The organism is Enterococcus sp. DIV0294 (genome assembly GCF_050558155.1).
GTDB classification, from domain to species: domain Bacteria; phylum Bacillota; class Bacilli; order Lactobacillales; family Enterococcaceae; genus Enterococcus; species Enterococcus faecalis.
On sequence record NZ_CP187889.1, the window covers coordinates 360,036 to 384,706 of the forward strand.

Below are 24,671 nucleotides of genomic sequence, written 5' to 3' on the forward strand. Positions count from 1 at the left end.
ATATCTGAAAATGTCCTGTTTAAAAAGAGAACATTCCTAAAAAATAAGACGCTCAAGCAGAACGCCTTATTTAAGTGCTTTTCATTAAATCACGCAAGACTCACATTGATTGCTGCCAATTTCTTCAGCATCATCTGTAAATGTACGAATATAGTAAATTGATTTAATCCCTTTGTTGAACGCATAATGACGTAAAATGTTCAAGTCACGGGTTGTTTGTTTTGGTGTTTCTTTCCATTCATACAAGCCTTCAGGGATTTCTGAACGCATAAACAAGGTTAAACTCATTCCTTGATCAACGTGTTGTTGCGCTGTTGCGTAGACATCAATCACTTTGCGCATATCCATGTCGTAAGCAGAAGTATAGTAAGGGATTGTATCATTAGCTAAATAAGGCGCTGGATAGTAAATCTTACCAATTTTCTTCTCTTGACGTTCTTCAATCATGCGAGTAATTGGATGAATGCTGGCACTAGTATCATTAATATATGAAATTGAACCATTTGGCGCTACGGCTAAACGATTTTGATGATAAAGACCATCTTTTTTCACAGCATCGCGTAACGCAGCCCAATCTTCAGCCGTTGGAATCTGAATGTCTTTGAAGATTTCTTTCACTTTATCAAATTTTGGTGTAAAGTTGCCTTCAATATATTTATCGAAGTAAGCACCAGAAGCATAATCTGATTTTTCAAAATTATGGAAGACTTGGTTACGTTCTTTCGCAATTTGGTTACTTTCCATTAAAGTCCAGTAATTTAATAACATGAAATAAATGTCTGTAAAGTCTAATGATTCTTCAGAGCCGTATTCCATATGATTTTTAGCGAAGAAGGTGTGTAAGCCCATTGCGCCTAGTCCGATTGTATGGCTTAAACGATTTCCATTTTGGATAGTTGGCACGACATCAATTTCAGAAGCATCTGTTACAAAAGTTAACGCACGCGTCATAGCGCGGACAGATTTTCCAAAGTCAGGACTTTCCATTAAATTAACAATGTTAGTTGAACCTAAGTTACAACTAATATCTGTTCCTAAAACTTCATATTCTTGTTTCCCATTAATAACAGAAGGCGTTTGAACTTGAAGAATTTCAGAACATAAGTTACTCATGATAATCTTGCCATCAATCGGATTGTTTTTGTTAGCAGTATCAATATTGATGATATAAGGATAGCCAGATTCTTGTTGTAATTTAGAAATTTCATTTTCTAAGTCACGGGCTTTAATTTTACGTTTACGTATGTTTGGATTGGCCACTAGGTTATCATATTCTTTGGTAATATCTACATAGGAATAAGGCACACCATATTCACGTTCCACACTATAAGGACTAAATAAATACATATCTTCGTTGTTACGTGTTAATTCGTAAAATTTATCTGGAACAATAACACCAAGAGACAACGTTTTTACACGGATTTTTTCATCAGCGTTTTCTTTTTTAGCAGATAAGAACATTTCAATATCTGGATGGAAGACGTTTAGATAAACCACACCAGCACCTTGACGTTGACCTAGTTGGTTAGAGTAGCTAAAGCTATCTTCAAATAATTTCATAACAGGGACAACACCACTTGCTGCGCCATCATAACCTTTGATTGGTGCGCCCGCTTCACGTAAGTTGGAAAGAGTAATCCCTACGCCACCGCCGATTCGTGATAATTGAAGGGCAGAATTAATTGAACGCCCAATGCTGTTCATATCATCTGTTACTTGAACTAAGAAACAAGAAACCAATTCACCTCGACGTTTACGCCCAGCGTTTAAGAAAGAAGGTGTGGCTGGTTGATACCGTTGATGGATCATTTCATCCGCCAATGTTAAAGCCAACTCTTCATCTCCATCCGCAAAATACAAGGCATTAAAGGCAACCCGATCTTCATATGTTTCTAAATACTCTGTTCCGGCGTTGTTCTTTAAAGCGTATTGAGAATAAAATTTATAAGCCGCCATGAAAGACTTGAATTGGAAATGTTGTTCATCTAAGAAAGCATACAATTTTTCAATAAAGTCCATTGAATATTTTTCGATGAATTCAGTTTCAATAAAATCTTCTTTCATTAAAAAGTTGATTTTTTCTTCAGCAGAGCTGAATTTACGTGTATTCGGTTCTACATTTTCTTTAAAGAAGGCTGCGAGTGCTTCTTTATCTTTATTTAAAGGGATTTGACCATCAACAGGACGGTTAATCTCGTTATTCAGTTTGAAATAGCTGACATCTTTAATTTCTTTTAGACTCAATTTCTTCCACTACTTTCTTAAAGGTCTCCACGTCTTCGTCTGTTCCGCTAAACTCAAAGGAGTATAGAAGCGGAACGTGGTAATCGCGGGCAATATCTTTGGCGGTATAGACAAATAATTCAGCAAAATTACGGTTGCCCCCACCGGCTACACCAACTAGCAGTTCTTGATTACTTTTATAATCAAGAAAGTCATTCACTACCTCTGTAATTTCTGCATCATAGGTAGGAATGACAAGAATAAAAGGCTCATTTATTTCAAAAAAAGGATTCGCTGGCTCAAGTTCATAAGCAGGCAAATCCAATTTTTTAATAAAGCGCCTTGTTTGACCGGTGACTGAAAAATAAACAAGTTTCATCTTAGCTAGCCAATTGTTTTAATTGGTCTGGACGGAAGCCAACAACGGTTGTTGCTTCAGATGTGATTACCGGTACGCTTTGGAACCCTTGTTCTTTTAACCAGTCGATAGCATCTGGTTGTGCGTCGATATTGATTTCTTCAAAAGCGATGTTATTTTCACTTAGGAAACGTTTCGCCATTTTACATTGGATACAGTTATTTTTTGAAAAGATTTTTACGTTCATTGAAAGTTCCTCCTCTTTTTTTCTACATAGACTAGTATAAATCTATGTAGAAAAAAGTCAACACTTTAACACTATATATTGTGGTGCGTTTTTCTCATAATACTAGTTTTTGTGTTTTTGAAAGAAAAATGAAAACACGTGAATCCTCGTTTTTGGGAGAAAAAACACATTGGTCAGTGTTTGACAAACAAAAAAATTAAAATTTTGAAAGAGAACATTTAGTGAAAAACACTAAATATTGTGTTGACATTTGAGTTAGGCACAAGAAGAAAAAATAAGCGGATTTGTTATTGAATGAGTGGAATTTTACAGTAGCTAGTAACATAAAAAACAAGTGCTGACTTTTTTTCAAAAATGGTAACCTGAAAAAAGTGTCTCTATATAGAAGGAAAATAGAAGAAAACAGGAGATACATCCAGAAATTCATTGACTTTCCGTGTAAGCAAGCGTATTCTTTTAATTGAGAACGATTCTCATTTTCGTTTGAAACTTTTTCACATGGAGGAAAGTAAATGATTACGTTAGCGCAGGCAGAAGTTGGGAAAGTCTATACAGTCGAAAGCGTCCAAGCAGATGTTCAGACAAAGAAACATCTGAACAATTTAGGCGTCGTTGCAGGCCAAGCAGTTGTCCTTGTCAATTATCAAAATCAAAATGGTATTGTTTTATTACATAATAGTCGAATTGCGCTGACAGATACGATTTTACAAGCGATTCATGTGGAGGAGCGCTCGGCGAATGAGAAAGTTTGGGTCTCCTTGGATACCTTGAAAGTTGGAGAACGCGCTACAATAGTAGGGATCCACGGACAAGGAGCGGTGAAACGTCGGTTGATGGACATGGGCTTAACAAAAGGAACAGTAATTTTTATTCGCAAAGTAGCTCCTTTAGCTGATCCAATTGAAATCAATGTACGTGGCTACGAACTAACGTTACGAAAAAGTGAAGCGGAACTAATCTTGGTTGAAAAGGAGGAAAGCGAATGACTCAGCAAATTGCACTAGCCGGCAACCCTAATAGCGGTAAAACGACAACGTTCAATATGTTAACAGGAGCCAACCAATATGTTGGAAACTGGCCAGGGGTGACTGTGGAACGCAAAGAGGGGGTGGCAAAGAAAGATAAGACACTCATTATTCAAGATTTGCCAGGGATTTACTCTCTTTCTCCTTATACGCCTGAAGAAATTGTGGCACGAGATTATCTTTTGGAGGACCAACCTTCAGTGATTTTGAATATTCTCGATGTGACCAATTTGGAACGGAATCTTTATTTAACAACACAATTAATTGAAACTGGATTACCGGTTGTTTGTGCGTTAAATATGATGGATTTGTTGGAAAAAAACGGCCAAACATTGAATAGTGAAAAGTTAAGTTATGGCTTAGGCGTGCCTGTCGTTGAGATTAGTGCTTTGAAGAATCGTGGGTTGGATCATGCTTTAAAACAAAGTAAGCAGCGAGCGAATGCCATAGAGACAGAGGTTATTTATCCTTCTTATGATAATCGCTTAGAAGCAGCACTTGCTGAAATTGTTGATATTTTAGGAAATACTGTTCCTGAAACGCAACAGCGTTGGTATAGTTTAAAACTTTTTGAACGAGATGTTCGAACCAAAGAGCAATTATTATTGAGTTCTTTTCAAGAAAAAGAAATTGAAGAAGTCATACAAATTACCGAAAAAATCTTTCAAGATGAAAGTGAAGCCATTATCATTAATGAACGCTATGCCTTTATTGCTCGATTAATTGCTTTGTGTGCGACGAAAAAAACAGAAATGACATTTACTCACAGTGATAAGATTGACCGAGTGGTAACCAATCGGTGGTTGGCGTTGCCAATCTTTGCGTTTGTGATGTGGTTGGTCTATTACTTGTCTATTCAAACGGTTGGTACAATGGGGACAGACTGGTTAAACGATGTCTTTTTCGGGGAATGGGTTCCTCAATTTGTAGGAAATTGGTTGGCGCAATGGCAAGTAGCGCCATGGATGCAAAGTTTAATTTTAGATGGGATCATTGCAGGTGTTGGGGCTGTGTTAGGATTTTTACCACAACTGGCCGTCCTGTTTTTATGTTTAGGTTTTTTAGAAGATTGTGGCTATATGGCACGGATTGCCTTTGTCATGGATCGCTTGTTTCGGAAATTCGGCCTATCTGGTAAGTCGTTTATTCCAATGTTAATTGCGACAGGTTGTGGGGTCCCAGGCGTGATGGCTAGTCGAACGATTGAAAACGAACGCGATCGGCGAATGACTATTATGGTCACGACTTTTATGCCATGTTCGGCGAAGTTGCCAATTATCGCTCTGATTGCAGGTGCATTTTTTCCTAACCAAAGTTGGGTCTCGCCCTCTGCTTATTTCTTAGGGGTTGCTTCCATTGTGTTATCAGGAATTGCTTTAAAAAAGACCAAGCATTTTTCGGGAGATCCAGCACCATTTATTATGGAACTTCCCGCCTATCATTTGCCACAGCTTAGAAGTGTGGTTCGGCATGCCTATGAACGATGTCGCTCATTTGTAAAAAAAGCAGGAACGATTATTTTTGTTTCCAGTATTCTCATTTGGTTCATGTCCCATTATTCTGTGACGTTTCAACCCGTTCCAGAAAGTCAAAGTATTCTAGCATTTCTAGGTAAAGGGTTGGCGGTGCTATTTATCCCATTAGGCTGGGGTAATTGGCAAGGGGCAGTTGCCACAATTACAGGATTGATAGCGAAAGAAAATATTATTGGTACTTTAGGCATTTTATTTGGCAATGTGAAAGATGTTTCTGAAAACGGGGTAGAAGTCTGGGGCGCACTGCAACACACCTTTACGCCAGTCGCGGCCTATTCGTTCTTAACTTTTAACTTATTATGTGCACCTTGTTTTGCTGCAATTGGCGCAATTCGTCGTGAAATGGGAGATCTCAAATGGACATTAGGAGCCATTGGTTATCAATGCGGTTTGGCTTATATGGTTAGTTTTGTGATTTATCAATTGGGCCATGTGTTAGTCGAAAAAGGCACACTAACTCTGGGGACTTTTTTAGCGATGGGTGTTGTTTTAGCTGGCTTTTATTTCCTTATAAGAAAACCAAAGCCAGGCAAAGAAAGTGTCCAAGCAATCACTTCTTTAGAAAGAGGGTAATAACGGATGGCAACAATTATTTTATCCATTTTAATTTTTGGAACAGCAGGAATCATCACCTATCGACGAATCAAAAAAGGGGAAAGTTGTGAAGATTGTCAAACAGCTTGTCCTGTAAAAAAAGAACAATCTTCACAAGAATAACAACTGAAAAAAATTCCCTCTTGTATAAATAATAGCGGAGTGCTACAATATTGAGGTAGCTGAAAAGCCATTTTATACAACGGGGGCATAGCTCAGTTGGTTAGAGCATCTGACTCTTAATCAGAGGGTCTAGGGTTCGAATCCCTATGCCCCCATTGGGTGCCAAACCCACGAGAACGGTATTCTGTCGGCGTCTTAGGACGTTTCGAAGACGGAGTACGCGTTCTCTTTTTTTACATAAAATGTCGTGTGTCGTGAGAGATACACTAGTTAAATCGTTTAAAGAATGCTACGCTTAGAAGAGCGAGAAAGTACGTTATATAAAAAAAGTTAAAAAAATTTCAGGCTAAAAAAGCGAATTTACCAAAAAGCGCACTTTTTGGTTCCTATGAAACGAAAAAGTACGTACTATACAGCATGTACGGCACGGTATATGATGATATCAGAAAACGTTAAAGGAGCGAATCAAATGATTACATCACTAGCAGATACAGTAACATTAAACAACGGCACTAAAATTCCAGGAATGGGTCTCGGGGTATTCCAAATACCAGATGAAGAGACAGCAAAAGTGGTCGAAGAAGGGATTATCAATGGTTATCGTTTAATCGATACAGCGCAAATCTATGGCAATGAATCTGGCACAGGAGCGGGAATTAAAGCAGGTTTAGCGGCAACTGGTTTGAACCGTGAGGACTTATTTGTTACCTCGAAAGTTTGGAACGCGCATATTTCCTATGATGAAACAATTCAAGCTTTCAATGATAGTTTGGAACGTTTAGGTTTAGATTATTTAGATTTGTATTTAATTCATTGGCCAGGAAATAATTCTTACAAAGAATCATGGCAAGCTTTAGAAACTTTATATGCTGAAGGAAAAGTGAAAGCGATTGGTGTCAGCAACTTCCAAGTTCATCATTTAGAAGATTTACTTTCTTATGCAAAAGTTGTTCCGGTAATTAACCAAGTGGAACTACATCCAAAATTGGATCAAAAAGAAGTGCGTAATTTCTGTGAAAAACATGATATCAAAGTCCAAGCTTGGTCACCATTGATGCAAGGCCAATTATTATCTAATGAAACCATTTTGGCGATTGCTGAGAACCATAATAAATCAGCAGCCCAAGTGATTTTACGTTGGGATATTCAACAAGATATCTTATTAGCCGTGAAATCTGTCCACAAAGAACGGATGATTAGCAATGCAGCGGTCTTTGATTTTGAACTAAGTGCAGAAGAAATGGCACAAATTAACCAATTGAATGAATCGTTACGTGTGGGACCAGATCCAGACACGTTTGATTTCTAAAAATTAACTAGGAGGAGATACAATGAGTGAAGCAGTTAAAGGTTTTTCAGTAGTCAACCACGTGGGGATTACAGTCAGTAATTTGGATGAATCAGTAAAGTTTTATGAAGCATTAACAGGAACAAAAATCGCAAATCGTGATGAAATTGGTGGAAAACGGATGGCCCAAACACAAGGGTTAGATGATACATTAATCAAGTATGCTAATGTGCATCTAGAAAACATCAATATTGATCTATTAGAATATGTTAAACCAAAATCAGAAAAAGCTTCTTATTCCAACGAACAAATTAGTGCAATGCATCTGTGTTTCGAAGTGGAAGATATTGATGCAGCTGTTGCACGTTTAAGAGCGATTGGCGTAGAACCTGATGGAGAGCCGATTACATTCCAAGAAGAAGATGGCTTGAAGAGCGGTTTTGGTACAGGTGTCGCTTACTTTACCGACCCAGATGGTACAAATTTAGAATTGATTGCTCCTAAAGGTCCATTTACACGAAATTAAGTTAAAAGACTTTCAAGCAAACATCAAAAAGAACCCCTCATTCTAGTATCACTAACTAGAATGGGGCTCTTTTTATTTTTTGAGACAGAAGTCGCTAAAGAAAAGATATTCCAAATCCGTAATTGATGGTATACTAAAACGTAACAAATAAAGGAGGAAGACAATTGATTCTTAGCGTCTTAACAGTTATTTATTTTATTAATGCAATTATTGCGGGAATTACCATTTTGTTAAAACCTCGAGATGTAGCAGCAATTTGGGCATGGCTACTCGTACTGATTGCTCTACCCGTTTTTGGTTTTTTCTTATATTTATTCTTTGGGCGCGGTTTAACCGACAAAAAGAAATTTTATTTGCAACAAAGTGATTTACGGGAATTAGAGAATTTCCAGAATTTCCAAGAAGAAAGTTTTGAACTTTATAGTCAAAAGATGCCGACGGAGGAGCAACAACAGTTTACAGACTTTTTTTCCTCGTTAAATAGGATGCCTCTGACTAAGAAAAATGATGTTGAAATTTTTACGGATGGTACGGAAAAATTCAATGCGTTGATGGCGGACATAAAAAAAGCTCAGCACTCCATTCATATTGAATATTATGCCTTTGTAACGGATCATATCGGCACCAAAATTTTGAACTTATTAGAAGAAAAGGCGGCTGAAGGGGTTGAAGTGCGGTTGCTTTACGATGCCTTTGGCTCAAAGGGCACCAAGGTTCATCATTTGAATGAATTGAAAAAAAACGGCGGTTTTGTCCAAACGTTTATTACTTCTCAAAAAGCACTTTTGAAGTTTCGTTTGAATTATCATGATCACCGGAAAATTGTTGTTATTGATGGGAAAGTAGGCTACATTGGCGGCTTTAATGTTGCCGATCAATATGCCGGAACGACTAAAAAGTTTGGCTATTGGCGGGATACACATTTACGGATTCAAGGGCCAGCAGCCTCATTACTGCAAATGCGTTTTTTAATGGATTGGAACGTCTCTTCCCCTGAGAAAAATCGTGTGGCGTATCAATTGGATTATTTCTTTAAACTTGAAGCGTTGGTGCCAGAGGCAAATACATCCATTCAGATGATTGCCAGTGGTCCTAACAGTGACCGTGAACAAATTAAATTGGCCTTTATTAAATTGATTATTTCTGCCAAGAAAAGAGTCTGGATTCAAACGCCGTATTTAGTTCCTGATGATAGTGTCTTGGCTGCTTTAAAGGTTGCTGCGGCTTCAGGAGTAGATGTTAAAATTATGATTCCAGATAAGCCCGACCATCCGTTTATTTATCGAGCAACACAGTATTACGGCCGCTTATTGATGAAAGAAAATATTGAAATTTTAATTTATAACGGTGGTTTCTTACATGCGAAAACAATGATTATGGATGATGAAGTCTGCACAGTTGGTTCAGCCAATCAAGATATCCGAAGTTACAAATTAAACTTTGAAGCAAATGCTGTGTTATATGATAAAAAAATCATTGATCAATTAGAAGCAATTTTCTTAGAAGATCGAAAAAAATGTACAACAATGACTCCAGAAGTTGTTCGTGACATGTCAAAATGGTTGATTTTTAAACAACAAATTTCACGATTATTTTCACCAATTCTTTAAAACTGTTTTTCACAAAATGACGAACTTCTGATCCGAAGTTCGTCATTTTTCTTCGGGAATTTTATAAAAGTATAGAAAATCACAAAAAAAGTCAAAAAAATTTTAAAGAATATTTTTTAAATTTTTTCGTTATTTTTTTATCTTTAGTTGCTGTTAAAACAAATAAATCTTATTGTGAATTTGTTATTTTATTTTCGTGAAAAAGGGACATCTTTTATAAAAGTAAAAAAAATTAAGCAAAGAGTGTTGACAAAAAAAACGAAAAGGAATATGCTACATGTACAAGTTAAATACAAAGCAATGACAGAAAAGCAGTAGAGAAATAACCACTGTTACAGAAAGCTAGTGGCGCTGGAAACTAGTACACGTTATTTATCGAATTACATTCTTGAGCTTCTGCCTACAGGGCACGGGTAACAGCGTTATTTGTTAAGAGGTATATAGTATTTTAAATAAACTAAACTATGTATAAATTTGGGTGGTACCACGAGAAATTCGTCCCTAAGTCGTTTCGACGGCTTAGGGATTTTTTGTATTCTTTTTTTGAATACGTGGCAGACCAAAGAAAATTTCGTGAACCCGTGTATACATAGAAATAAACACGGGATATCGTGTAAAAACAAGTGTGTTAATCGTTTATTTCGTTAAATGAACGATTTCCTATAAAGAGATAATTATAAATATGGAGGGTGATAACATGAATATCATTGACGAGCTAGCATGGCGTGATGCAATCAATCAACAAACAAACGAAGAAGGACTAAGAGAACTTACAGAAAATACGAGCATTTCGCTATATTGCGGTGTCGATCCAACTGGAGATAGCATGCATATTGGACATTTAATTCCTTTTATGATGATGAAACGATTCCAATTAGCAGGTCATCACCCATACATTTTAATTGGTGGCGGAACTGGAACAATTGGTGATCCAAGTGGACGAACAACCGAACGTGTCTTACAAACGATGGAAGCTGTGCAACATAATGTGGACAGTCTTTCAAACCAAATGAAAAAATTATTTGGTAAAGATTCTGAGGTAACAATGGTGAACAACTACGATTGGTTATCAGAACTATCTTTATTAGATTTTTTAAGAGATTACGGGAAAAACTTTAATGTCAACACGATGTTGGCAAAAGACATTGTCGCTAGTCGTTTAGAAAGTGGCATTTCCTTTACAGAATTCACATACCAAATTCTTCAATCAATTGACTTTTACACATTGCATAAAAAACATAATATTCAATTGCAAATTGGTGGTGCTGATCAATGGGGCAATATCACTGCAGGATTAGATTTGATTCGTAAAAAAGAAGGACCAGAAGCCAAAGTATTCGGGTTAACCATTCCTTTAATGCTAAAAGCAGATGGTACAAAATTTGGGAAAACAGCGGGTGGCGCTATCTGGTTAGATCCTAAGAAAACTTCACCATTTGAATTCTACCAATTCTGGTTAAACCAAGATGATCGTGATGTCATCAAATACTTGAAATTCTTTACTTTCTTAGATAAAGAAGAAATCGATGCGTTAGCTGAAAAAGTTGAAAAAGAACCAGGTAAACGTGAAGCACAAAGACGCTTAGCTGAAGAAGTGACACGATTTGTTCACGATGATGCAGCATTAGAAGAAGCGCAAAAAATTTCAGAAGCTCTTTTCTCAGGCAATATTAAAGACTTAACGATTGAGGAAATCGAGCAAGGGTTAGAACATGTGCCAACTGTTGAAATTACCAAAGATGCTAAAAACATCGTAGATTGGTTAGTTGACACAGAAATCGAACCATCAAAACGTCAAGCTCGCGAAGATGTGAGCGGAGGAGCTATAAGTATTAACGGTGACCGAGTTACCGATTTAGATTTTGCAGTCGATCCAACACAACATTTCGATGGAAAATTCGTTGTTGTACGGAAAGGGAAGAAAAATTACTTTTTAGCAAAAGTAATGGATTAGAAATTGATAATAATTTCACGAAGAGAAGACGTGTGATTATTTGATCAAAGTTAAAATTCTATTTCTCCTTACAGGTAGTGGTGAAACCGTTAATACACCTAATAAGAGTGGGATTGTACACACAATCCCACTCTTATTTTTTTATATAATGGTTCTGACAAGACACCTTGTGAAAAAATTATAAAATTAAAGAGCTATGATAACCATTGTTATTTTTCTTCTTTACACTTTAGCCGTTTGGGTGTAAGTTGTGAATGCAAAATCTAATTCATTAAAATTTGTAAGGAGGAATTTTCGTATGAAAAACGAAAAATTAGCAAAAGGCGAAATGAACCTTAATGCACTATTCATTGGGGACAAAGCCGAAAACGGACAATTATATAAAGACTTGTTGATCGACTTAGTAGATGAACATTTAGGATGGCGTCAAAACTACATGCCACAAGACATGCCAGTTATCTCTTCTCAAGAACGCACATCTGAAAGCTACGAAAAAACTGTCAACCATATGAAAGATGTATTGAATGAAATCTCTTCTCGCATGCGTACACATTCAGTTCCATGGCATACAGCAGGTAGATATTGGGGACATATGAACTCAGAAACATTAATGCCTTCTCTATTAGCTTACAACTTTGCAATGCTATGGAACGGGAACAACGTTGCCTATGAATCTTCTCCAGCAACTTCTCAAATGGAAGAAGAAGTAGGACATGAATTTGCTCACTTAATGAGCTACAAAAATGGTTGGGGACACATCGTTGCTGATGGTTCTTTAGCTAACTTAGAAGGCTTATGGTATGCCCGTAACATTAAATCATTACCATTTGCTATGAAAGAAGTAAAACCAGAATTAGTTGCTGGCAAATCAGATTGGGAACTATTGAACATGCCAACAAAAGAAATTATGGACTTATTAGAATCAGCTGAAGATGAAATTGATGAAATCAAAGCTCATTCAGCTCGTTCAGGTAAACATTTACAAGCAATCGGTAAATGGTTAGTCCCACAAACTAAACACTATTCTTGGTTAAAAGCTGCTGATATTATCGGTATCGGTTTAGATCAAGTTATCCCAGTACCAGTTGACCATAACTACCGTATGGATATCAACGAATTAGAAAAAATCGTTCGTGGCTTAGCAGAAGAACAAATTCCAGTGCTAGGTGTTGTCGGTGTAGTTGGTTCTACTGAAGAAGGTGCTGTTGACTCAATCGATAAAATTATTGCTTTACGCGATGAATTAATGAAAGACGGTATTTACTATTATGTACACGTTGATGCTGCTTATGGTGGTTATGGACGTGCCATCTTTTTAGACGAAGACAACAACTTCATCCCTTACGAAGATTTACAAGATGTTCACGAAGAATACGGTGTCTTCAAAGAGAAAAAAGAACACATTTCAAGAGAAGTGTATGATGCATATAAAGCAATCGAATTAGCAGAATCAGTAACAATTGATCCTCATAAAATGGGTTATATCCCTTATTCAGCTGGTGGTATCGTTATCCAAGATATCCGTATGCGCGACGTTATTTCTTACTTCGCAACTTACGTATTTGAAAAAGGTGCCGATATTCCTGCGTTACTAGGTGCTTATATCCTTGAAGGTTCAAAAGCTGGTGCAACAGCTGCTTCTGTATGGGCTGCACATCACGTTTTACCTTTAAACGTTGCAGGTTATGGTAAATTAATTGGTGCTTCAATTGAAGGATCACATCATTTCTATAACTTCTTGAATGATTTAACATTCAAAGTTGGCGACAAAGAAATCGAAGTCCACACATTAACTCATCCAGACTTCAACATGGTTGACTATGTGTTTAAAGAAAAAGGCAACGATGATTTAGTAGCAATGAACAAATTAAACCATGATGTATATGACTATGCATCATACGTTAAAGGAAATATTTACAACAACGAATTCATTACTTCACATACTGACTTTGCTATTCCAGATTATGGCAACAGCCCATTAAAATTTGTAAACAGCTTAGGATTTAGTGACGAAGAATGGAACCGTGCAGGTAAAGTAACTGTGTTACGTGCTGCTGTAATGACTCCATACATGAACGATAAAGAAGAATTTGATGTTTACGCTCCTAAGATTCAAGCTGCTTTACAAGAAAAATTAGAACAAATTTACGACGTAAAATAATTGAATCTTAAACGGAAAAAAGAAATGGTAACCGAACGAGGGAACGTTGGTCTGGTTGATTTATTCAAGAGATAAATCAACCAGACGGCTAACCTCTTAACCAATTCTTTGTCTGGGTAAGAGGCAGTCGAATGGCTGTTTTACTCAGCGTATAACAGTCATTCATGCTCCTTATCCAAAATCTTATAAGGAGTGTACAAAATTGGATAAACAACAAGTTAAAAAAATTGAATTAGGTACTTTTATCGGTTTAACAATGGCATTGTGTGCAACTGTACGTAGTATCCCAACACTTGCTGCTGTTGGTTGGACATTAATTTCTTACACAATTTTCGCGGTCTTATTCTTTGCTGGTCCAATCGCATTGATATCTGGTGAATTATCTACGATGCTTCCTCAAGAAGGTGGCCCTCAACTTTGGGTTAAAACTGCCTTAGGTAGCAAATGGGGTTTTGTTGTCGCTTGGTTACTATGGGTGCAAATGTTCCCAGGAATGGTAATGGTTGCTTCTACATTAGGCCCTTTGCTAGGTAATACATTTGGTAATGTTCATTTAGGTGAAAATCATTGGTTCGTATTAGGTTGTATCTTAGTGATTTACTGGATTATTACAATCTTGAACTTGAAATTTGACATGGCGAAAGTTGGCGGAAATATTGGTGTTTGGCTAGGTGTTTACATCCCAGTATTAGTTATGTTTGTTTTAGGTCTTCTTTCAATGATTAAAGTAGGCTTAACACCTGGCGGCTATTTAGGTGCCTTCTCTTGGTCAAAAGTTTTACCAAACTTAGAAAATATGGACACATTTAAATATCTAGCAGGGATTGCGTTTATCTTTGTTGGGATTGAAATGTCTTCTGTTTATATTCCTCGTTTGAAAGATGCAACAAAAAATTATACAAAAGGCGTTTTCATTTCATTAATTGGTTTAGTTTTATTAAACGTTATTAATGCAATGTTTGTTGCTAATATTGTTCCAAATGGCAAAATGGAATTGTCTAACATTACACAACCAATTTTACTTTATTGTGACGTTTTAGGTTTACCAACAATTATTGGTAATATCTTTAGTTTCATGGTCTTCTTAGGCGTGTTATTACAATTATCTGCTTGGGTTACTGGACCATCAAAAACAATTATTCAAGTTGCTCGTGATGGCTTATTGCCACCAAAATTTGGTTTCCATCGCGAAAATAAATATGGCGTTTCTCGTAACGTTGTGTTAACACAATCTGTGGTTATCTCATTATTCGCATTACTTTATGGGGTAATGGATGATGTCAACGCTGTATTCTTAACTTTAACAAATGCAACAACAATTATTTATAGTATTGTGTATGTATTGATTGCGATTTCCCTAATTAAATTACGTAAATCTCAACCAGATACACTACGTCCTTACCGAATTGGTAAAAAAGGTAATGGCTTAGCTTATTTAGTGGCAGCAATGTTAATTTTTAGTGTTATCATTGTTATTTTCGCCACATTAGGTACAACAACCGTGACTGATGCAGTCTTAGTTGCATTAATCACTATTGTTATGTTTGTGATTCCGTTAATCATTAATCGCTTTAAAAAAGCAAGTTGGGCAACGGAAGTAAAAGAAGATTTAGGTGAATAAAAAGGCCAGCAATTATTTTGCTGAGTGCCTCTTCACCTGATGACTATAGTAAATTGTCGTTTGGAAACTGAAGCAAGTTCGATTATTGCTTCAGTTTTCGCTTTCCATAAAAGGAGGTTTTCATATGAAATCAACGAAACCCACTGTTTCGTTCGCTGAAAGTTTAGGCATTTTGATTGCCTTGTTAGCGATTCTCGGGTACTTAATTATTGGTCAAAAATTAACCCCTCACATACCGATTCTTTTTGTATTCATGTTGTTGTTGCTTTATGGCAAATGGAAAGGATTTTCTTGGGATGAGATCCACGAAGGCATTGTGGAAGGGATTAAACCAGGGATCATTCCGATTATTATTTTCTTGTTGATAGGTGTCTTAGTTGCTACTTGGATCTTGTCTGGGACGATTCCAACAATTATGGTCTATGGTTTTAAAATTATCTCAGTGAAGTTCTTCTTACCAACCGTTTTTGTGGTCTGCGCACTAGTTGGTGTGACGGTAGGGAGCTCCTTTACGACTGTTTCAACTATGGGGATTGCCTTTCTAGGTATTGGACATATTCTTGGATTCGACAATGCGATGACAGCTGGCGCAGTTGTTTCAGGTGCCTTTTTAGGGAACAATATTTCACCGTTATCTGATACAACAAACTTAGCTGCTGGAATTGGTGGCGTGAACCTTTTTGAACATATACTAAACATGATGTACACTGTTATTCCGGCGTTTATTATTTCGATTGTCGGCTATATCTTCTTGGGGCATCAATCTGGTTCGGCGGATTTACAATCGGTTGATGCAATGGTCCAAACGTTACATCAAGGATTCTGGATTTCACCGATTACATTGTTGCCAGTAGCGGTTTTATTCTTATTCGCTTGGAAAAAGGTACCGGCTATTCCAACGTTACTAGTCGGCTCTACAGTGGCGGTCATCTTAGCTTTTATAAATGATCATCACCTAAGTTTAGCGAAAGTTTCTACCATCTTAATGAGTGGTTATGTGGCAGATACAGGGGATCAAAGTATTGATACACTTTTATCTCGTGGTGGGATTGAAAGCATGTTAGGTTCTGCTGCGTTGATTATTTTGGCATTAGGTTTGGGCGGTTTGTTGATTAAGTTTAACATCGTGGCTACTTTAATTGATAAAATTAAAGGCTATGTGAATAATCCAGCCAAATTAATCGCTTTAACTGCCTTAAGTTCTGTGGGAATTAACTTACTAGTTGGCGAACAATATTTGTCAATTATTTTACCAGGGGAAACATTTAAATCCTCATTTACTCGTTTAGGTATTGATAAAAAATATTTAACTCGTACTTTGGCAGATGCTGGGGCGGCAGTCAACTCGTTAATTCCTTGGGGAGTTAGTGGTACCTTCATTATGGGAACGTTAAAAGTTGGTGCACTAGAATACTTACCGTATGCCTTTTTCCCATTGCTTTGCCCTATTATCACTGTCATTTTGGGGATATTCTTAAAAAAACAACAAGGGGAAAACAAAAAAGCACCAGGGACTAACGTTGAATTGTGAGTTTTTTCAGATAATTAAACAATTGGTTACGATTGAACCTCAGTGTATCTACTGATTGGTTCAATCGTTTTTTCGTCACAGATTTTTTACAATTCTTCATATAATCTTTGAAGCTCCTTAAAGGCAATTTAATTATTCTAAGTTATGATACAAAGGATCAATCAAATAGGTGGATGAACGTGGTGTTAAACTCATAGAGACTAACAGTAGTTTATTCTTGCTCAATGTTGAGGTGTAGGTTCGAATCCTACCGTCCACTTTTGTTATTTAAACCAACTTAGAACGAAACACAAACAAGTGACGGATACACATGATTAAGGTACAATAAGGGTAGGGAAAACAAGGAGGAATTCTTATGAAAAAGATAGGGCTTATTTCTAGTGCTTTTCTTTTAACCCTTGCTTTAGCAGCATGCGGCGGCGGAAAAAGTACAGAAAATACGGATAGTCGTTCCAGTGCTGCGGAAAGTACCACAGTCGAGAGTACAAAAGCATCTGCTACAAAAGAATCAAGTAGCAAAGCAGCAACAAAATCTAGTGATGCGAAACCGTCAGGAACAACAACAGCTGATTCGAAAGCAACAGCTTCTTCTACGAAGGAAGCGGCAAATAATGGCTCAGCAGAGAAGCAATCACCAGCGAAAAATGCGAATCCAGATGACCAAGCCAACCAAGTGCTTAACCAGCTAGCAAACATGTTTCCTAGTCAAGGCTTACCACAGGCAATTTTAACGAGTCAAACGAATAACTTTTTAACTGCAGCGACAACATCACAAGCGGATCAAAACAATTTCCGTGTTTTATATTATGCAGAAAAAGAAGCGATTCCAGTGAATGATGCACGTGTTAATCAGTTAACGCCAATTAGTTCTTTTGAGAAAAAAACATATGGCTCTGATGCCGAAGCAAAAAATGCAGTGAACCAAATCATTGACAATGGCGGTCAACCAGTAGATTTAGGTTACAATATTACTGGGTATAAACAAGGGGCGGCAGGTTCTAGTTACTTATCTTGGCAAGAAGGCAATTGGAGTTTAGTCGTACGGGCCTCAAATATCAATGGTGAATCGCCTGATGATTTAGCGAAAAATGTTGTCAACATTTTGGAACAAGAAACATTACCAGCACCGAATACCGTTGGTCAAATCACACTGAACGTGTCAGGAACCACTGACTATAATCGCAACTCAGTAGTTTGGCAAGCCGGTACAGTCGTTTACTCTGTCCATCATTTTGACCCAATTCAGGCAGTGAAGATGGCAACATCGATTTAAATAATCAAAAGAAAGCGTGCAACAATGCCCATTGTCGCACGCTTTCTTTTATTATTTTTGTTCTGTATAACCTTGTGACTCCACCAATTCTTGGCTTTTCTTCATGCTGATTCCCTTAGAAGAATCGCCATCAATCTGGATACCATCCACTTTTTTGGCTTTATCATAATCAAGTTTTTCATAATTAATCGTCAATTTTTCGATGGCTTGTTTGTCCTCATAGGTCAGTTTGTAATCAAGCCCTTTGATGTCCTCATATTGTTTAGAAACGGGTTCCAACGCTGTTTTTGCCTCTTCTTTTGTAATCCCCAACTTGTCATAAGAAACAATGTTTTTAGCCGTTTGCGTTAAGACTTTATCTCCTTGGTACGTATAGGTTAAGGTGGAATCAATCCCATCTTGTGGCGAACCTACAAAGGTTTTTGTCTCTATTTTTGAACCGCAACTTGCAAGAAAAAATACCCCAATAAAAATTAAAAATATGCGCAAAAACTTTTTCATTTCTAGATAACCTCCTTTAGCTGTTTATTCTTGACTGTAACATAACACGGCAAATAATTACTGTTAAGTAGAAAGCTTGTGAGAAGTCCAGCAAATAAAAAAACTTGCCTCTTCTCATAAAAATGAAGAGGCAAGTTTTTTTATTTAGTAATATCACTTAAATCTGGTTGTGAGTGAGCCAACCGACTGGCAGCCGCAGCTGCAATTGCGCCCACGATATCATCCAAGAATGTGTGGACATGTTCGCCATCATGCGCATTTAACTCTTTTAAAATGCCTGGTTTTACCTTGTCGATATACCCATAGTTCGTAAAACCGATAGATCCATAAACATTTACAATGGAGAGCGCCATAATTTCATCAATGCCATAAAGCCCTTCATCTTCCGTTAAAATTTCTTGTAACGGTGAGAGTAGCTTGTTTTCTTCTGCCAGAATATCCAATTGAACACCTGTAATAATCGCGTTGTGTACTTCACGCTTTGTTAACACGGCATCAACACTTTCTAAACAAGTATCTAATGTTAAATTATCAATATAATCTTTTTGTAAAAATAACACAAGTTCAGCTAAATCATTCATTGTTACGCCACGTTCTTGCAATAAACGACGTGCGCTATTTTCTAACGTATCTCCTTGGATTACCATTTTTTGTCCTCCTAATTTCTGCTTTAGTTGAAGTTCTTCTTTCATGGTACCAAAAAGAACGATAAAGGGGAATTAGAATCTATTTTGGTAGAGAATAATTTAGTTGAAGTGTTATTTTTAGTTAAAAATTACTAAGCGTTCGGTTGTAACGATGCCATCACTTGTTTTAATTGTGTCACTGATTTTTGGAAGAGTTCTTTTTCAGCGGCATTCAGATTCAATTCAATAATGTCAGTCACACCTTGATTGCCAACGATTGCAGGAATCCCTGTAAATACATCTTGTTGCCCATATTGCCCATCTAAGTAAGCTGAGACAGGTAAAATAGCTTGTTCATTATTTAAAATGGCTTTAACAATGCGTGCAGTACTCATACCAATCCCATAATAGGTCGCTTGTTTGCGATCGATAATTTCATAAGCTGTATTTTTCACTTTATCAGAAATGATTGGTAAATCGTCACTAGTTAAGCGCTCTGTCGTATCCACAATTTCTAAAATAGGTTTGGTACCAATCATGGTATGAGACCAGACAGCCACTTCAGAATCCCCGTGTTCGCCAATAATATAGCCGTGAACATTGCGTGGATCAATCGCTAAACGTTGAGACAGTTCTTTGCGGAAACGAGTTGTGTCCAAAGTTGTACCAGTTCCAATTACTCTTGAAACAGGTAAACCAGAAGCTTGCCAAGCCACATAAGTCAGTACATCGACAGGATTTGAGGCAATCACTAAAATTCCATCAAAACCAGATTTCATGATATTGTTAACAATTGTTTTCATAATTTCTGCATTGATTGAAACCAAATCTAGACGACTTTGCCCAGGTTTTTGATTAGCACCAGCTGTAATCACGACGATATCGGCATCTTGGCAGTCTTGATAGTCGCCAGCCCAGACGTTTACATTTTCTTGACCCCAAGACACACCATCTAATAAGTCAATTGCTTCGCCTTCAGATTTGGCTTTGTCAATATCAACTAAGATTAATTCATTCGCAATCCCTTGGTTGATCATGGAGTAGGCAATACTTGTGCCAACAAAACCAGTACCAATAATTGCGACTTTTTTGTTAAATACTTTCATCGTTCATCTCTTCTTTCTGTAATATTTCTTTCTTAGTGAATTATATCACGAACTTTTTAGGTGTGGTTATACCAATCTGTAATAGTCTTTATTAACAATTTAAATAAGGGAAGCGTGCTTTTTTTTGTTATGATAAGAGTAGGAAAATAGAGGAGATAAGGAGGCAAAATGACAACGACAACAGTGTATTATGCAAGCAATAATGAAAAACAGCCGAACTGTTTTCAACTAGTTATCGGTAGCTGTAGCTATGAACTTCCAAAAATAGAAATCTACGAAATCCTGGAATGTGTCGCTTCAGCATATGGCTATCAAAAAGAACCATTCATTGAAGAGCAAACAGAATGTTTTGTTAAAGGCAACCGTTGTATACATGTTTCCCAACAAGCGACGACGTTGACTTTTGTTGTGAATGATCTGCGTTTAGTAATGGAAAAACAATGCCGGAATCACGAAGAAGTCTTTCAAGAAGTCAATCATATTTTATTGAATATTTTTGAGGAGACCCCTTGTGTTTTTCTCGAAAAGTAGGAAAGAAGGATTAAGATGAAACAGGTAAAAATAACAACTACCTCAGACTTGATTAATGGCGGCTGCAATGCCTGTCCGAATGTGAAGTGTACGAATTATCTTGTTCATGTAGAAGATGAAACAATTGCGTTAGAAACGCTAACCGTTGCAGATTTAGTAACTTTATTAGCACTCAAAGAAGGGTTTCGTCAAAAATTAGTTATGGAAATGTTCGAAGAATATACGGTGTTTGAAAGGGAAACTCATCAAGTTGTATTCAAGGAAGAGGAAACGAGAATTCTTTTTCAATCAAAAAAACAGACCATTCAAAGCACTCTTTTGTGTAAAGAGCCACAACAAGTGTTCCAAGAAACCCAGCAAATTTTACGCCAACTATTTGAGTTAGAACCTTTTGAATTTGAATTGGTAGAGGAAACTGATGAATAAAAAACAGGAAAACGATTTAGCGAAAGCTAAGTCGTTCTCCTGTTTTTTAGGTTTGTCGTTCACGAATTTTTTCAACGATTCGGTTATAAACTTCAGAGAAGGAAGTATTGGCATGGTGATCGGTCTGGACAATGAAAATTTTTCGAGAAGCAAAGGACTGATCAATTGGTTGCCAAGGGATCTCATCGGAAATAGATAATCGAGAAACAATTGATTGCCCAATGTTATTTTTTAGCAATTGTAACAGGACTTCGTTGTTGTTTAATTCGATAATTGGTAAGTTGATGCTGTGTTCGTTGAGATAAAGCTCATTGAAAAAACGTAAGCCAGAGTTCTTTTCTCTTAAGAGCCAAAATTTTGAAGCGGCATCTCCTGCTAGAACTAGTTGGTCTTCATAAACAATTTCTTTGTGTAGATTTTTGGTTTCAATGGGTTTTTCAATTAGTCCAATGTGGGCATGATTATTTTGAACCATATCCACGACTTCGTTTGAATTCATCAGTTGAATCGAAAAGTTGATGAGTGGAAAAGCGGTAACCAAACTCTCCATAATATCTGGCAGTAAATAAATAGCAACTGTATTTGAAGAGGCTATAATGCAGTCTTCTTTAAAATTCTCTTTTTCTGCAGCTTGCGCAAAAGAAGTAGTTAAGCTTTCAATAATCGAGAGCATTTTTGGATATAAAAAATCAGCTTCTTTGGTAGGAATAACCGATTGTTTTCCATTACGATAGAACAGCTTGATCGAAAAGTGTTGCTCTAATTTCTTGATTTGCAAAGAAACAGTTGGCTGAGAAATATACAATTGTTTGGCCGCCGCACTAAAATTTTTGGTTTCATACACAGCAATAAATGTTTTGATCCATTCGAACATAAAATCGCCTCTTTCTATTTGCTATCTTAATAGTTGGTATTGCAAATATTTATTTTACAAATATAAATATTTCATTTAGTATAATAACATACTTTTGATTAATATCAATAATAATAAATAAAGACGGAGTGTGACTACATAATGGTAGAAAGTGCGAAAAAATTCTTGCGGAAAGTCCCGATTCCCATTTGCGGACTAATTTTAGGGATGGTTTCTTTGGGGAATTTACTTTATTCCTTGGGATATGCAACAATTGGGACCATTTATTGTGTACTTGGCAGTCTCTTAATGATTTTAGTTATTTTAAAAATTATTTTTACAATGAAACATGCATTAAGCACCTTAGATGATCCAATTATTGCTTCGGTATCACCAACATTTACAATGGCTTTAATGGTTATCTGTGTTTTCTTAGATCGGATATTTACCAATGCTGCTTGGATTAACGTGTTGTGGATTGGCGCAGTGATTTTACATTTTATTTTAATGATTTATTTTGTAGCGGTGCATATTTTTCCAACAAAAATCGAACTGGAACATATTTATCCAAGCTGGTTTATTACGTTTGTCGGCATTGGCGTTATTCCTAATACTTCTCAATTGTTTATCAATGAGTTGGGAAAAATTGTTTTTTGGGTAGCGTTGTTCTTTTATTTACTCTTGTTACCAATTTTAATCAAGAGAATTACGAAGTCGAAAGAAATGCCTGAATCGACCATTCCTTTATTGACGATTATGACAGCACCAGGTTCGTTATGTTTAGCTGGCTATATTTCAATGGGTGGTCATTTGTATATGCCATTAGTTGTTTTCTTGCTAATTTTATCTCAATGTATTTATGGGATTGTAGTAGTGAATCTATATAAAATTATGCAAGTGACATTCTATCCAAGTTATGCTGCCTTTACATTCCCATTAGTGATTTCTGCGACAGCATTAGTCAAAGTTAAACCTTTATTTGCAGAAAAGGTAGGCCTAACGAGTCTGTTAAATATTTTGTCTACTTTTGAACTCTTATTAGCTGTGGCTATTGTAAGTTATGTGTTCATTCGATATTGCATTTTTTTATTCCAAAGAGAAAATAACACGAAAAAAGTGGAATTAAATTAAAAAAGAGAGGAAGCAAAGAGGTGAAGAAACTATTAATTACTGGAGGAGCTGGCTTTATTGGTTCTAATTTGGCTAATTTTTATAGTCAACAGTATCAAGTTTTTGTGATTGATGATTTGTCCATGGGGCGAGTGTCAAATTTGCAACAAACTGAGCAGTTGGTTTTTATTAAAGGAAGTGTGACGGATCAGCAATTATTGGACGAAGTACTTTCAAAGCATTCGTTTGAGTATATCTTTCATCTTGCGGCCGTGGCAAGCGTGGCAAGTTCTGTGGCACAGCCTCTAGAGACACATGAGGTCAATTTTTTAAGTGTATTGAAAATACTGGAGTCAATAAAAAAATATCAAAAAAAGCTCAAACGTTTTGTTTTTGCTTCGTCGGCAGCCGTTTACGGTGCAGAGCCAACGTTGCCTAAAAGAGAAACTTCGGTGATTTGCCCTTTGAGTCCCTATGCTATTGATAAGTTTGCTGCTGAACGTTATGTTCTCAATGAATACCATTTACACGGGGTACCCACGAGCGCAGTTCGCTTCTTTAACGTCTATGGTCCCAATCAAAATCCTGCTTCACCCTATTCTGGTGTCCTGTCCATTTTGATGGATCGTTATATCCAGTTAGAACAAGGGCAAGCGAGCCAATTTCAAATATTTGGAGATGGTCAGCAAACACGTGACTTTATCTACATTGAGGATGTCCTAACTGCATTAGATTTAGTAGCAACCAAAAGTGAAGCGTTGGGACATGTTTATAATGTGGGTACCGAAGTTGCCATTTCCCTTAATCAATTAATTGAAGAAATGAACCAATTAGTGGGACTTTCTTTGCCAGTTTCTTATCAAAAGGAACGAGATGGCGATATAAAATATTCTCTTTCAGATAGTTCTGCTTTGAAAGGCTTAGGTTTTTCACCCGTTTATTCAATTCAAGAAGGACTTCAAAAATATCTTAAGTTTACCCATAATACCCAAAATAGATAAAAAAAGACGAGACTTATTTGTTAAGTCTCGCCTTTTTTTGTGCAAATGTTTCGCCCCAATGGCAAAGTGAAGAGAGGGCATCGTAAAGAGCATATCCTTCCGGAGTGAGCGTATATTCCACACGAGGGGGCAGTTCGTTAAAGGATTCTCGATGGACTAGGCCATCTTTTTCCATTTCTCTCAAGCGATCTGTCAGGACGCGCTGAGTGATTCCGTCGAGCGCACGCATCAATTCACCGTTGCGCTTGGTTCCTTGGAATAATTCATCCATTAATGATAATTTCCATTTGCCGTTAATGGTGGAAAGGGCTAAGTTAATACTGGTTTGTTTATCAGTTGTCATAGTTTCTCCTTGTGACACGTAATGGTTACTTTTTTCTTCCTAGGTGAATAAAAAGTGCGTACTTTTTTTCTTCATCATAGTGAGTAATAATAACTATGTCAAGTA

At 36.8% G+C, this 24,671-nt stretch carries 23 protein-coding genes, 1 tRNA gene and 1 other annotated feature; of the genes, 16 read left to right on the forward strand and 8 right to left on the reverse strand.

Annotated features, from left to right (window positions below; genetic code table 11):
• Positions 1-84: 84 nt before the first annotated feature.
• Genes nrdE through IGJ20_RS01865 form a run of 3 tightly spaced genes read right to left on the reverse strand, consistent with a single transcriptional unit; the run spans position 85 to position 2,828 of the window.
• Complete coding sequence (gene nrdE / locus IGJ20_RS01855; protein ID WP_002355358.1) at positions 85-2,244, reverse strand: class 1b ribonucleoside-diphosphate reductase subunit alpha; 2,160 nt, start codon at positions 2,242-2,244, stop codon at positions 85-87.
• Complete coding sequence (nrdI, locus tag IGJ20_RS01860) at positions 2,225-2,602, reverse strand: class Ib ribonucleoside-diphosphate reductase assembly flavoprotein NrdI (protein ID WP_002355359.1); 378 nt, start codon at positions 2,600-2,602, stop codon at positions 2,225-2,227. Before nrdI ends, nrdE begins: the two co-directional genes overlap by 20 nt.
• Position 2,603: 1 nt before the next feature.
• Entirely contained in the window at positions 2,604-2,828 is a 225-nt protein-coding gene (locus IGJ20_RS01865) for a redoxin NrdH (RefSeq protein WP_002355360.1), read from the reverse strand.
• Between the two features lie 512 nt (positions 2,829-3,340).
• On the opposite strand from IGJ20_RS01865, the gene IGJ20_RS01870 reads away from it, so the two are divergent.
• The 12 genes from IGJ20_RS01870 to IGJ20_RS01925 all read left to right on the forward strand — a co-directional run bounded on the left by IGJ20_RS01870 (position 3,341) and on the right by IGJ20_RS01925 (position 18,069).
• Positions 3,341-3,814, forward strand: a complete 474-nt coding sequence (locus IGJ20_RS01870; RefSeq protein ID WP_002355361.1) for a ferrous iron transport protein A — start codon at positions 3,341-3,343, stop codon at positions 3,812-3,814.
• Positions 3,811-5,961, forward strand: a complete 2,151-nt coding sequence (gene feoB, locus IGJ20_RS01875; RefSeq protein ID WP_002355363.1) for a ferrous iron transport protein B — start codon at positions 3,811-3,813, stop codon at positions 5,959-5,961. The genes IGJ20_RS01870 and feoB overlap by 4 nt, the downstream gene beginning before the upstream one ends.
• 6 nt (positions 5,962-5,967) lie before the next feature.
• A complete protein-coding gene (locus IGJ20_RS01880; RefSeq protein WP_002355364.1) occupies positions 5,968-6,105 on the forward strand; it encodes a hypothetical protein in 138 nt (45 codons plus the stop codon).
• 81 nt (positions 6,106-6,186) lie between these two features.
• Positions 6,187-6,260, forward strand: a tRNA-Lys gene (locus IGJ20_RS01885).
• A gap of 278 nt (positions 6,261-6,538) precedes the next feature.
• Positions 6,539-7,414 carry an aldo/keto reductase gene (locus IGJ20_RS01890; RefSeq protein ID WP_002392650.1) on the forward strand — a complete coding sequence of 292 codons (876 nt, stop codon included), beginning with the start codon at positions 6,539-6,541 and terminating at the stop codon, positions 7,412-7,414.
• Positions 7,415-7,436: 22 nt separating this feature from the next.
• Positions 7,437-7,919 (forward strand): VOC family protein, encoded by a 483-nt coding sequence (locus IGJ20_RS01895; RefSeq protein WP_002382933.1) that lies wholly within the window; start codon positions 7,437-7,439, stop codon positions 7,917-7,919.
• A 164-nt stretch (positions 7,920-8,083) separates the two neighbouring features.
• Positions 8,084-9,529 carry a cardiolipin synthase gene (gene cls, locus IGJ20_RS01900; protein ID WP_202522316.1) on the forward strand — a complete coding sequence of 482 codons (1,446 nt, stop codon included), beginning with the start codon at positions 8,084-8,086 and terminating at the stop codon, positions 9,527-9,529.
• A gap of 291 nt (positions 9,530-9,820) precedes the next feature.
• Positions 9,821-10,035, forward strand: a binding site (T-box leader).
• Between the two features lie 191 nt (positions 10,036-10,226).
• The gene (gene tyrS, locus IGJ20_RS01905) at positions 10,227-11,483 is read left to right on the forward strand and encodes a tyrosine--tRNA ligase (RefSeq protein ID WP_202522317.1); all 1,257 of its coding nucleotides are present in this window, start codon (positions 10,227-10,229) and stop codon (positions 11,481-11,483) included.
• A 298-nt stretch (positions 11,484-11,781) separates the two neighbouring features.
• Positions 11,782-13,644, forward strand: coding sequence for a tyrosine decarboxylase (gene tdc / locus IGJ20_RS01910; RefSeq protein ID WP_002355450.1), 1,863 nt, complete (start codon positions 11,782-11,784; stop codon positions 13,642-13,644).
• Positions 13,645-13,846: 202 nt separating this feature from the next.
• Positions 13,847-15,265: a tyrosine-tyramine antiporter gene (gene tyrP / locus IGJ20_RS01915; protein WP_002355453.1), complete on the forward strand. Its 1,419-nt coding sequence runs from the start codon at positions 13,847-13,849 to the stop codon at positions 15,263-15,265.
• A gap of 124 nt (positions 15,266-15,389) precedes the next feature.
• On the forward strand, positions 15,390-16,796 hold the full coding sequence (gene nhaC, locus IGJ20_RS01920; RefSeq protein WP_002363118.1) for a Na+/H+ antiporter NhaC: 1,407 nt from the start codon (positions 15,390-15,392) through the stop codon (positions 16,794-16,796).
• Positions 16,797-17,151: 355 nt separating this feature from the next.
• Positions 17,152-18,069: a hypothetical protein gene (locus tag IGJ20_RS01925; protein ID WP_202522318.1), complete on the forward strand. Its 918-nt coding sequence runs from the start codon at positions 17,152-17,154 to the stop codon at positions 18,067-18,069.
• Between the two features lie 51 nt (positions 18,070-18,120).
• Here IGJ20_RS01925 and IGJ20_RS01930 read toward each other — a convergent pair whose 3' ends face one another.
• The 3 genes from IGJ20_RS01930 to IGJ20_RS01940 all read right to left on the reverse strand — a co-directional run bounded on the left by IGJ20_RS01930 (position 18,121) and on the right by IGJ20_RS01940 (position 20,302).
• On the reverse strand, positions 18,121-18,570 hold the full coding sequence (locus IGJ20_RS01930; protein WP_002379087.1) for a YehR family lipoprotein: 450 nt from the start codon (positions 18,568-18,570) through the stop codon (positions 18,121-18,123).
• 140 nt (positions 18,571-18,710) lie between these two features.
• Complete coding sequence (locus IGJ20_RS01935; RefSeq protein WP_002355457.1) at positions 18,711-19,217, reverse strand: phosphatidylglycerophosphatase A family protein; 507 nt, start codon at positions 19,215-19,217, stop codon at positions 18,711-18,713.
• Between the two features lie 131 nt (positions 19,218-19,348).
• The gene (locus tag IGJ20_RS01940; protein ID WP_086317632.1) at positions 19,349-20,302 is read right to left on the reverse strand and encodes an L-lactate dehydrogenase; all 954 of its coding nucleotides are present in this window, start codon (positions 20,300-20,302) and stop codon (positions 19,349-19,351) included.
• 168 nt (positions 20,303-20,470) lie between these two features.
• Here IGJ20_RS01940 and IGJ20_RS01945 point away from each other — a divergent pair, with 168 nt between their 5' ends.
• Together IGJ20_RS01945 and IGJ20_RS01950 are read left to right on the forward strand one after the other, a co-directional pair.
• A complete protein-coding gene (locus IGJ20_RS01945) occupies positions 20,471-20,833 on the forward strand; it encodes a DUF4809 family protein (RefSeq protein ID WP_002361220.1) in 363 nt (120 codons plus the stop codon).
• Positions 20,834-20,848: 15 nt separating this feature from the next.
• Entirely contained in the window at positions 20,849-21,259 is a 411-nt protein-coding gene (locus IGJ20_RS01950) for a DUF4809 family protein (RefSeq protein WP_202522319.1), read from the forward strand.
• Positions 21,260-21,305: 46 nt separating this feature from the next.
• Here IGJ20_RS01950 and IGJ20_RS01955 read toward each other — a convergent pair whose 3' ends face one another.
• Positions 21,306-22,133, reverse strand: coding sequence for a LysR family transcriptional regulator (locus IGJ20_RS01955; protein WP_002358639.1), 828 nt, complete (start codon positions 22,131-22,133; stop codon positions 21,306-21,308).
• A 141-nt stretch (positions 22,134-22,274) separates the two neighbouring features.
• Between IGJ20_RS01955 and IGJ20_RS01960 the strand changes: the two genes are divergently transcribed.
• Complete coding sequence (locus tag IGJ20_RS01960) at positions 22,275-23,243, forward strand: TDT family transporter (protein WP_002355462.1); 969 nt, start codon at positions 22,275-22,277, stop codon at positions 23,241-23,243.
• Positions 23,244-23,263: 20 nt separating this feature from the next.
• Positions 23,264-24,223, forward strand: a complete 960-nt coding sequence (locus tag IGJ20_RS01965; protein WP_086317634.1) for a GDP-mannose 4,6-dehydratase — start codon at positions 23,264-23,266, stop codon at positions 24,221-24,223.
• Positions 24,224-24,236: 13 nt separating this feature from the next.
• Here IGJ20_RS01965 and IGJ20_RS01970 read toward each other — a convergent pair whose 3' ends face one another.
• Entirely contained in the window at positions 24,237-24,584 is a 348-nt protein-coding gene (locus IGJ20_RS01970) for a winged helix-turn-helix transcriptional regulator (RefSeq protein ID WP_002355464.1), read from the reverse strand.
• Positions 24,585-24,671: the final 87 nt, after the last annotated feature.

Bases quoted from the DNA above. Each gene is read 5' to 3' on its own strand.
- nrdI (WP_002355359.1), bottom strand. From the start codon at position 2,602: ATGAAACTTGTTTATTTTTCAGTCACCGGTCAAACAAGGCGCTTTATT.
- IGJ20_RS01865 (WP_002355360.1), bottom strand. From the start codon at position 2,828: ATGAACGTAAAAATCTTTTCAAAAAATAACTGTATCCAATGTAAAATG.
- IGJ20_RS01870 (WP_002355361.1), top strand. From the start codon at position 3,341: ATGATTACGTTAGCGCAGGCAGAAGTTGGGAAAGTCTATACAGTCGAA.
- feoB (WP_002355363.1), top strand. From the start codon at position 3,811: ATGACTCAGCAAATTGCACTAGCCGGCAACCCTAATAGCGGTAAAACG.
- IGJ20_RS01880 (WP_002355364.1), top strand. From the start codon at position 5,968: ATGGCAACAATTATTTTATCCATTTTAATTTTTGGAACAGCAGGAATC.
- IGJ20_RS01890 (WP_002392650.1), top strand. From the start codon at position 6,539: ATGATGATATCAGAAAACGTTAAAGGAGCGAATCAAATGATTACATCA.
- IGJ20_RS01895 (WP_002382933.1), top strand. From the start codon at position 7,437: ATGAGTGAAGCAGTTAAAGGTTTTTCAGTAGTCAACCACGTGGGGATT.
- tyrS (WP_202522317.1), top strand. From the start codon at position 10,227: ATGAATATCATTGACGAGCTAGCATGGCGTGATGCAATCAATCAACAA.
- tdc (WP_002355450.1), top strand. From the start codon at position 11,782: ATGAAAAACGAAAAATTAGCAAAAGGCGAAATGAACCTTAATGCACTA.
- nhaC (WP_002363118.1), top strand. From the start codon at position 15,390: ATGAAATCAACGAAACCCACTGTTTCGTTCGCTGAAAGTTTAGGCATT.
- IGJ20_RS01925 (WP_202522318.1), top strand. From the start codon at position 17,152: ATGAAAAAGATAGGGCTTATTTCTAGTGCTTTTCTTTTAACCCTTGCT.
- IGJ20_RS01930 (WP_002379087.1), bottom strand. From the start codon at position 18,570: ATGAAAAAGTTTTTGCGCATATTTTTAATTTTTATTGGGGTATTTTTT.
- IGJ20_RS01935 (WP_002355457.1), bottom strand. From the start codon at position 19,217: ATGGTAATCCAAGGAGATACGTTAGAAAATAGCGCACGTCGTTTATTG.
- IGJ20_RS01940 (WP_086317632.1), bottom strand. From the start codon at position 20,302: ATGAAAGTATTTAACAAAAAAGTCGCAATTATTGGTACTGGTTTTGTT.
- IGJ20_RS01945 (WP_002361220.1), top strand. From the start codon at position 20,471: ATGACAACGACAACAGTGTATTATGCAAGCAATAATGAAAAACAGCCG.
- IGJ20_RS01950 (WP_202522319.1), top strand. From the start codon at position 20,849: ATGAAACAGGTAAAAATAACAACTACCTCAGACTTGATTAATGGCGGC.
- IGJ20_RS01955 (WP_002358639.1), bottom strand. From the start codon at position 22,133: ATGTTCGAATGGATCAAAACATTTATTGCTGTGTATGAAACCAAAAAT.
- IGJ20_RS01960 (WP_002355462.1), top strand. From the start codon at position 22,275: ATGGTAGAAAGTGCGAAAAAATTCTTGCGGAAAGTCCCGATTCCCATT.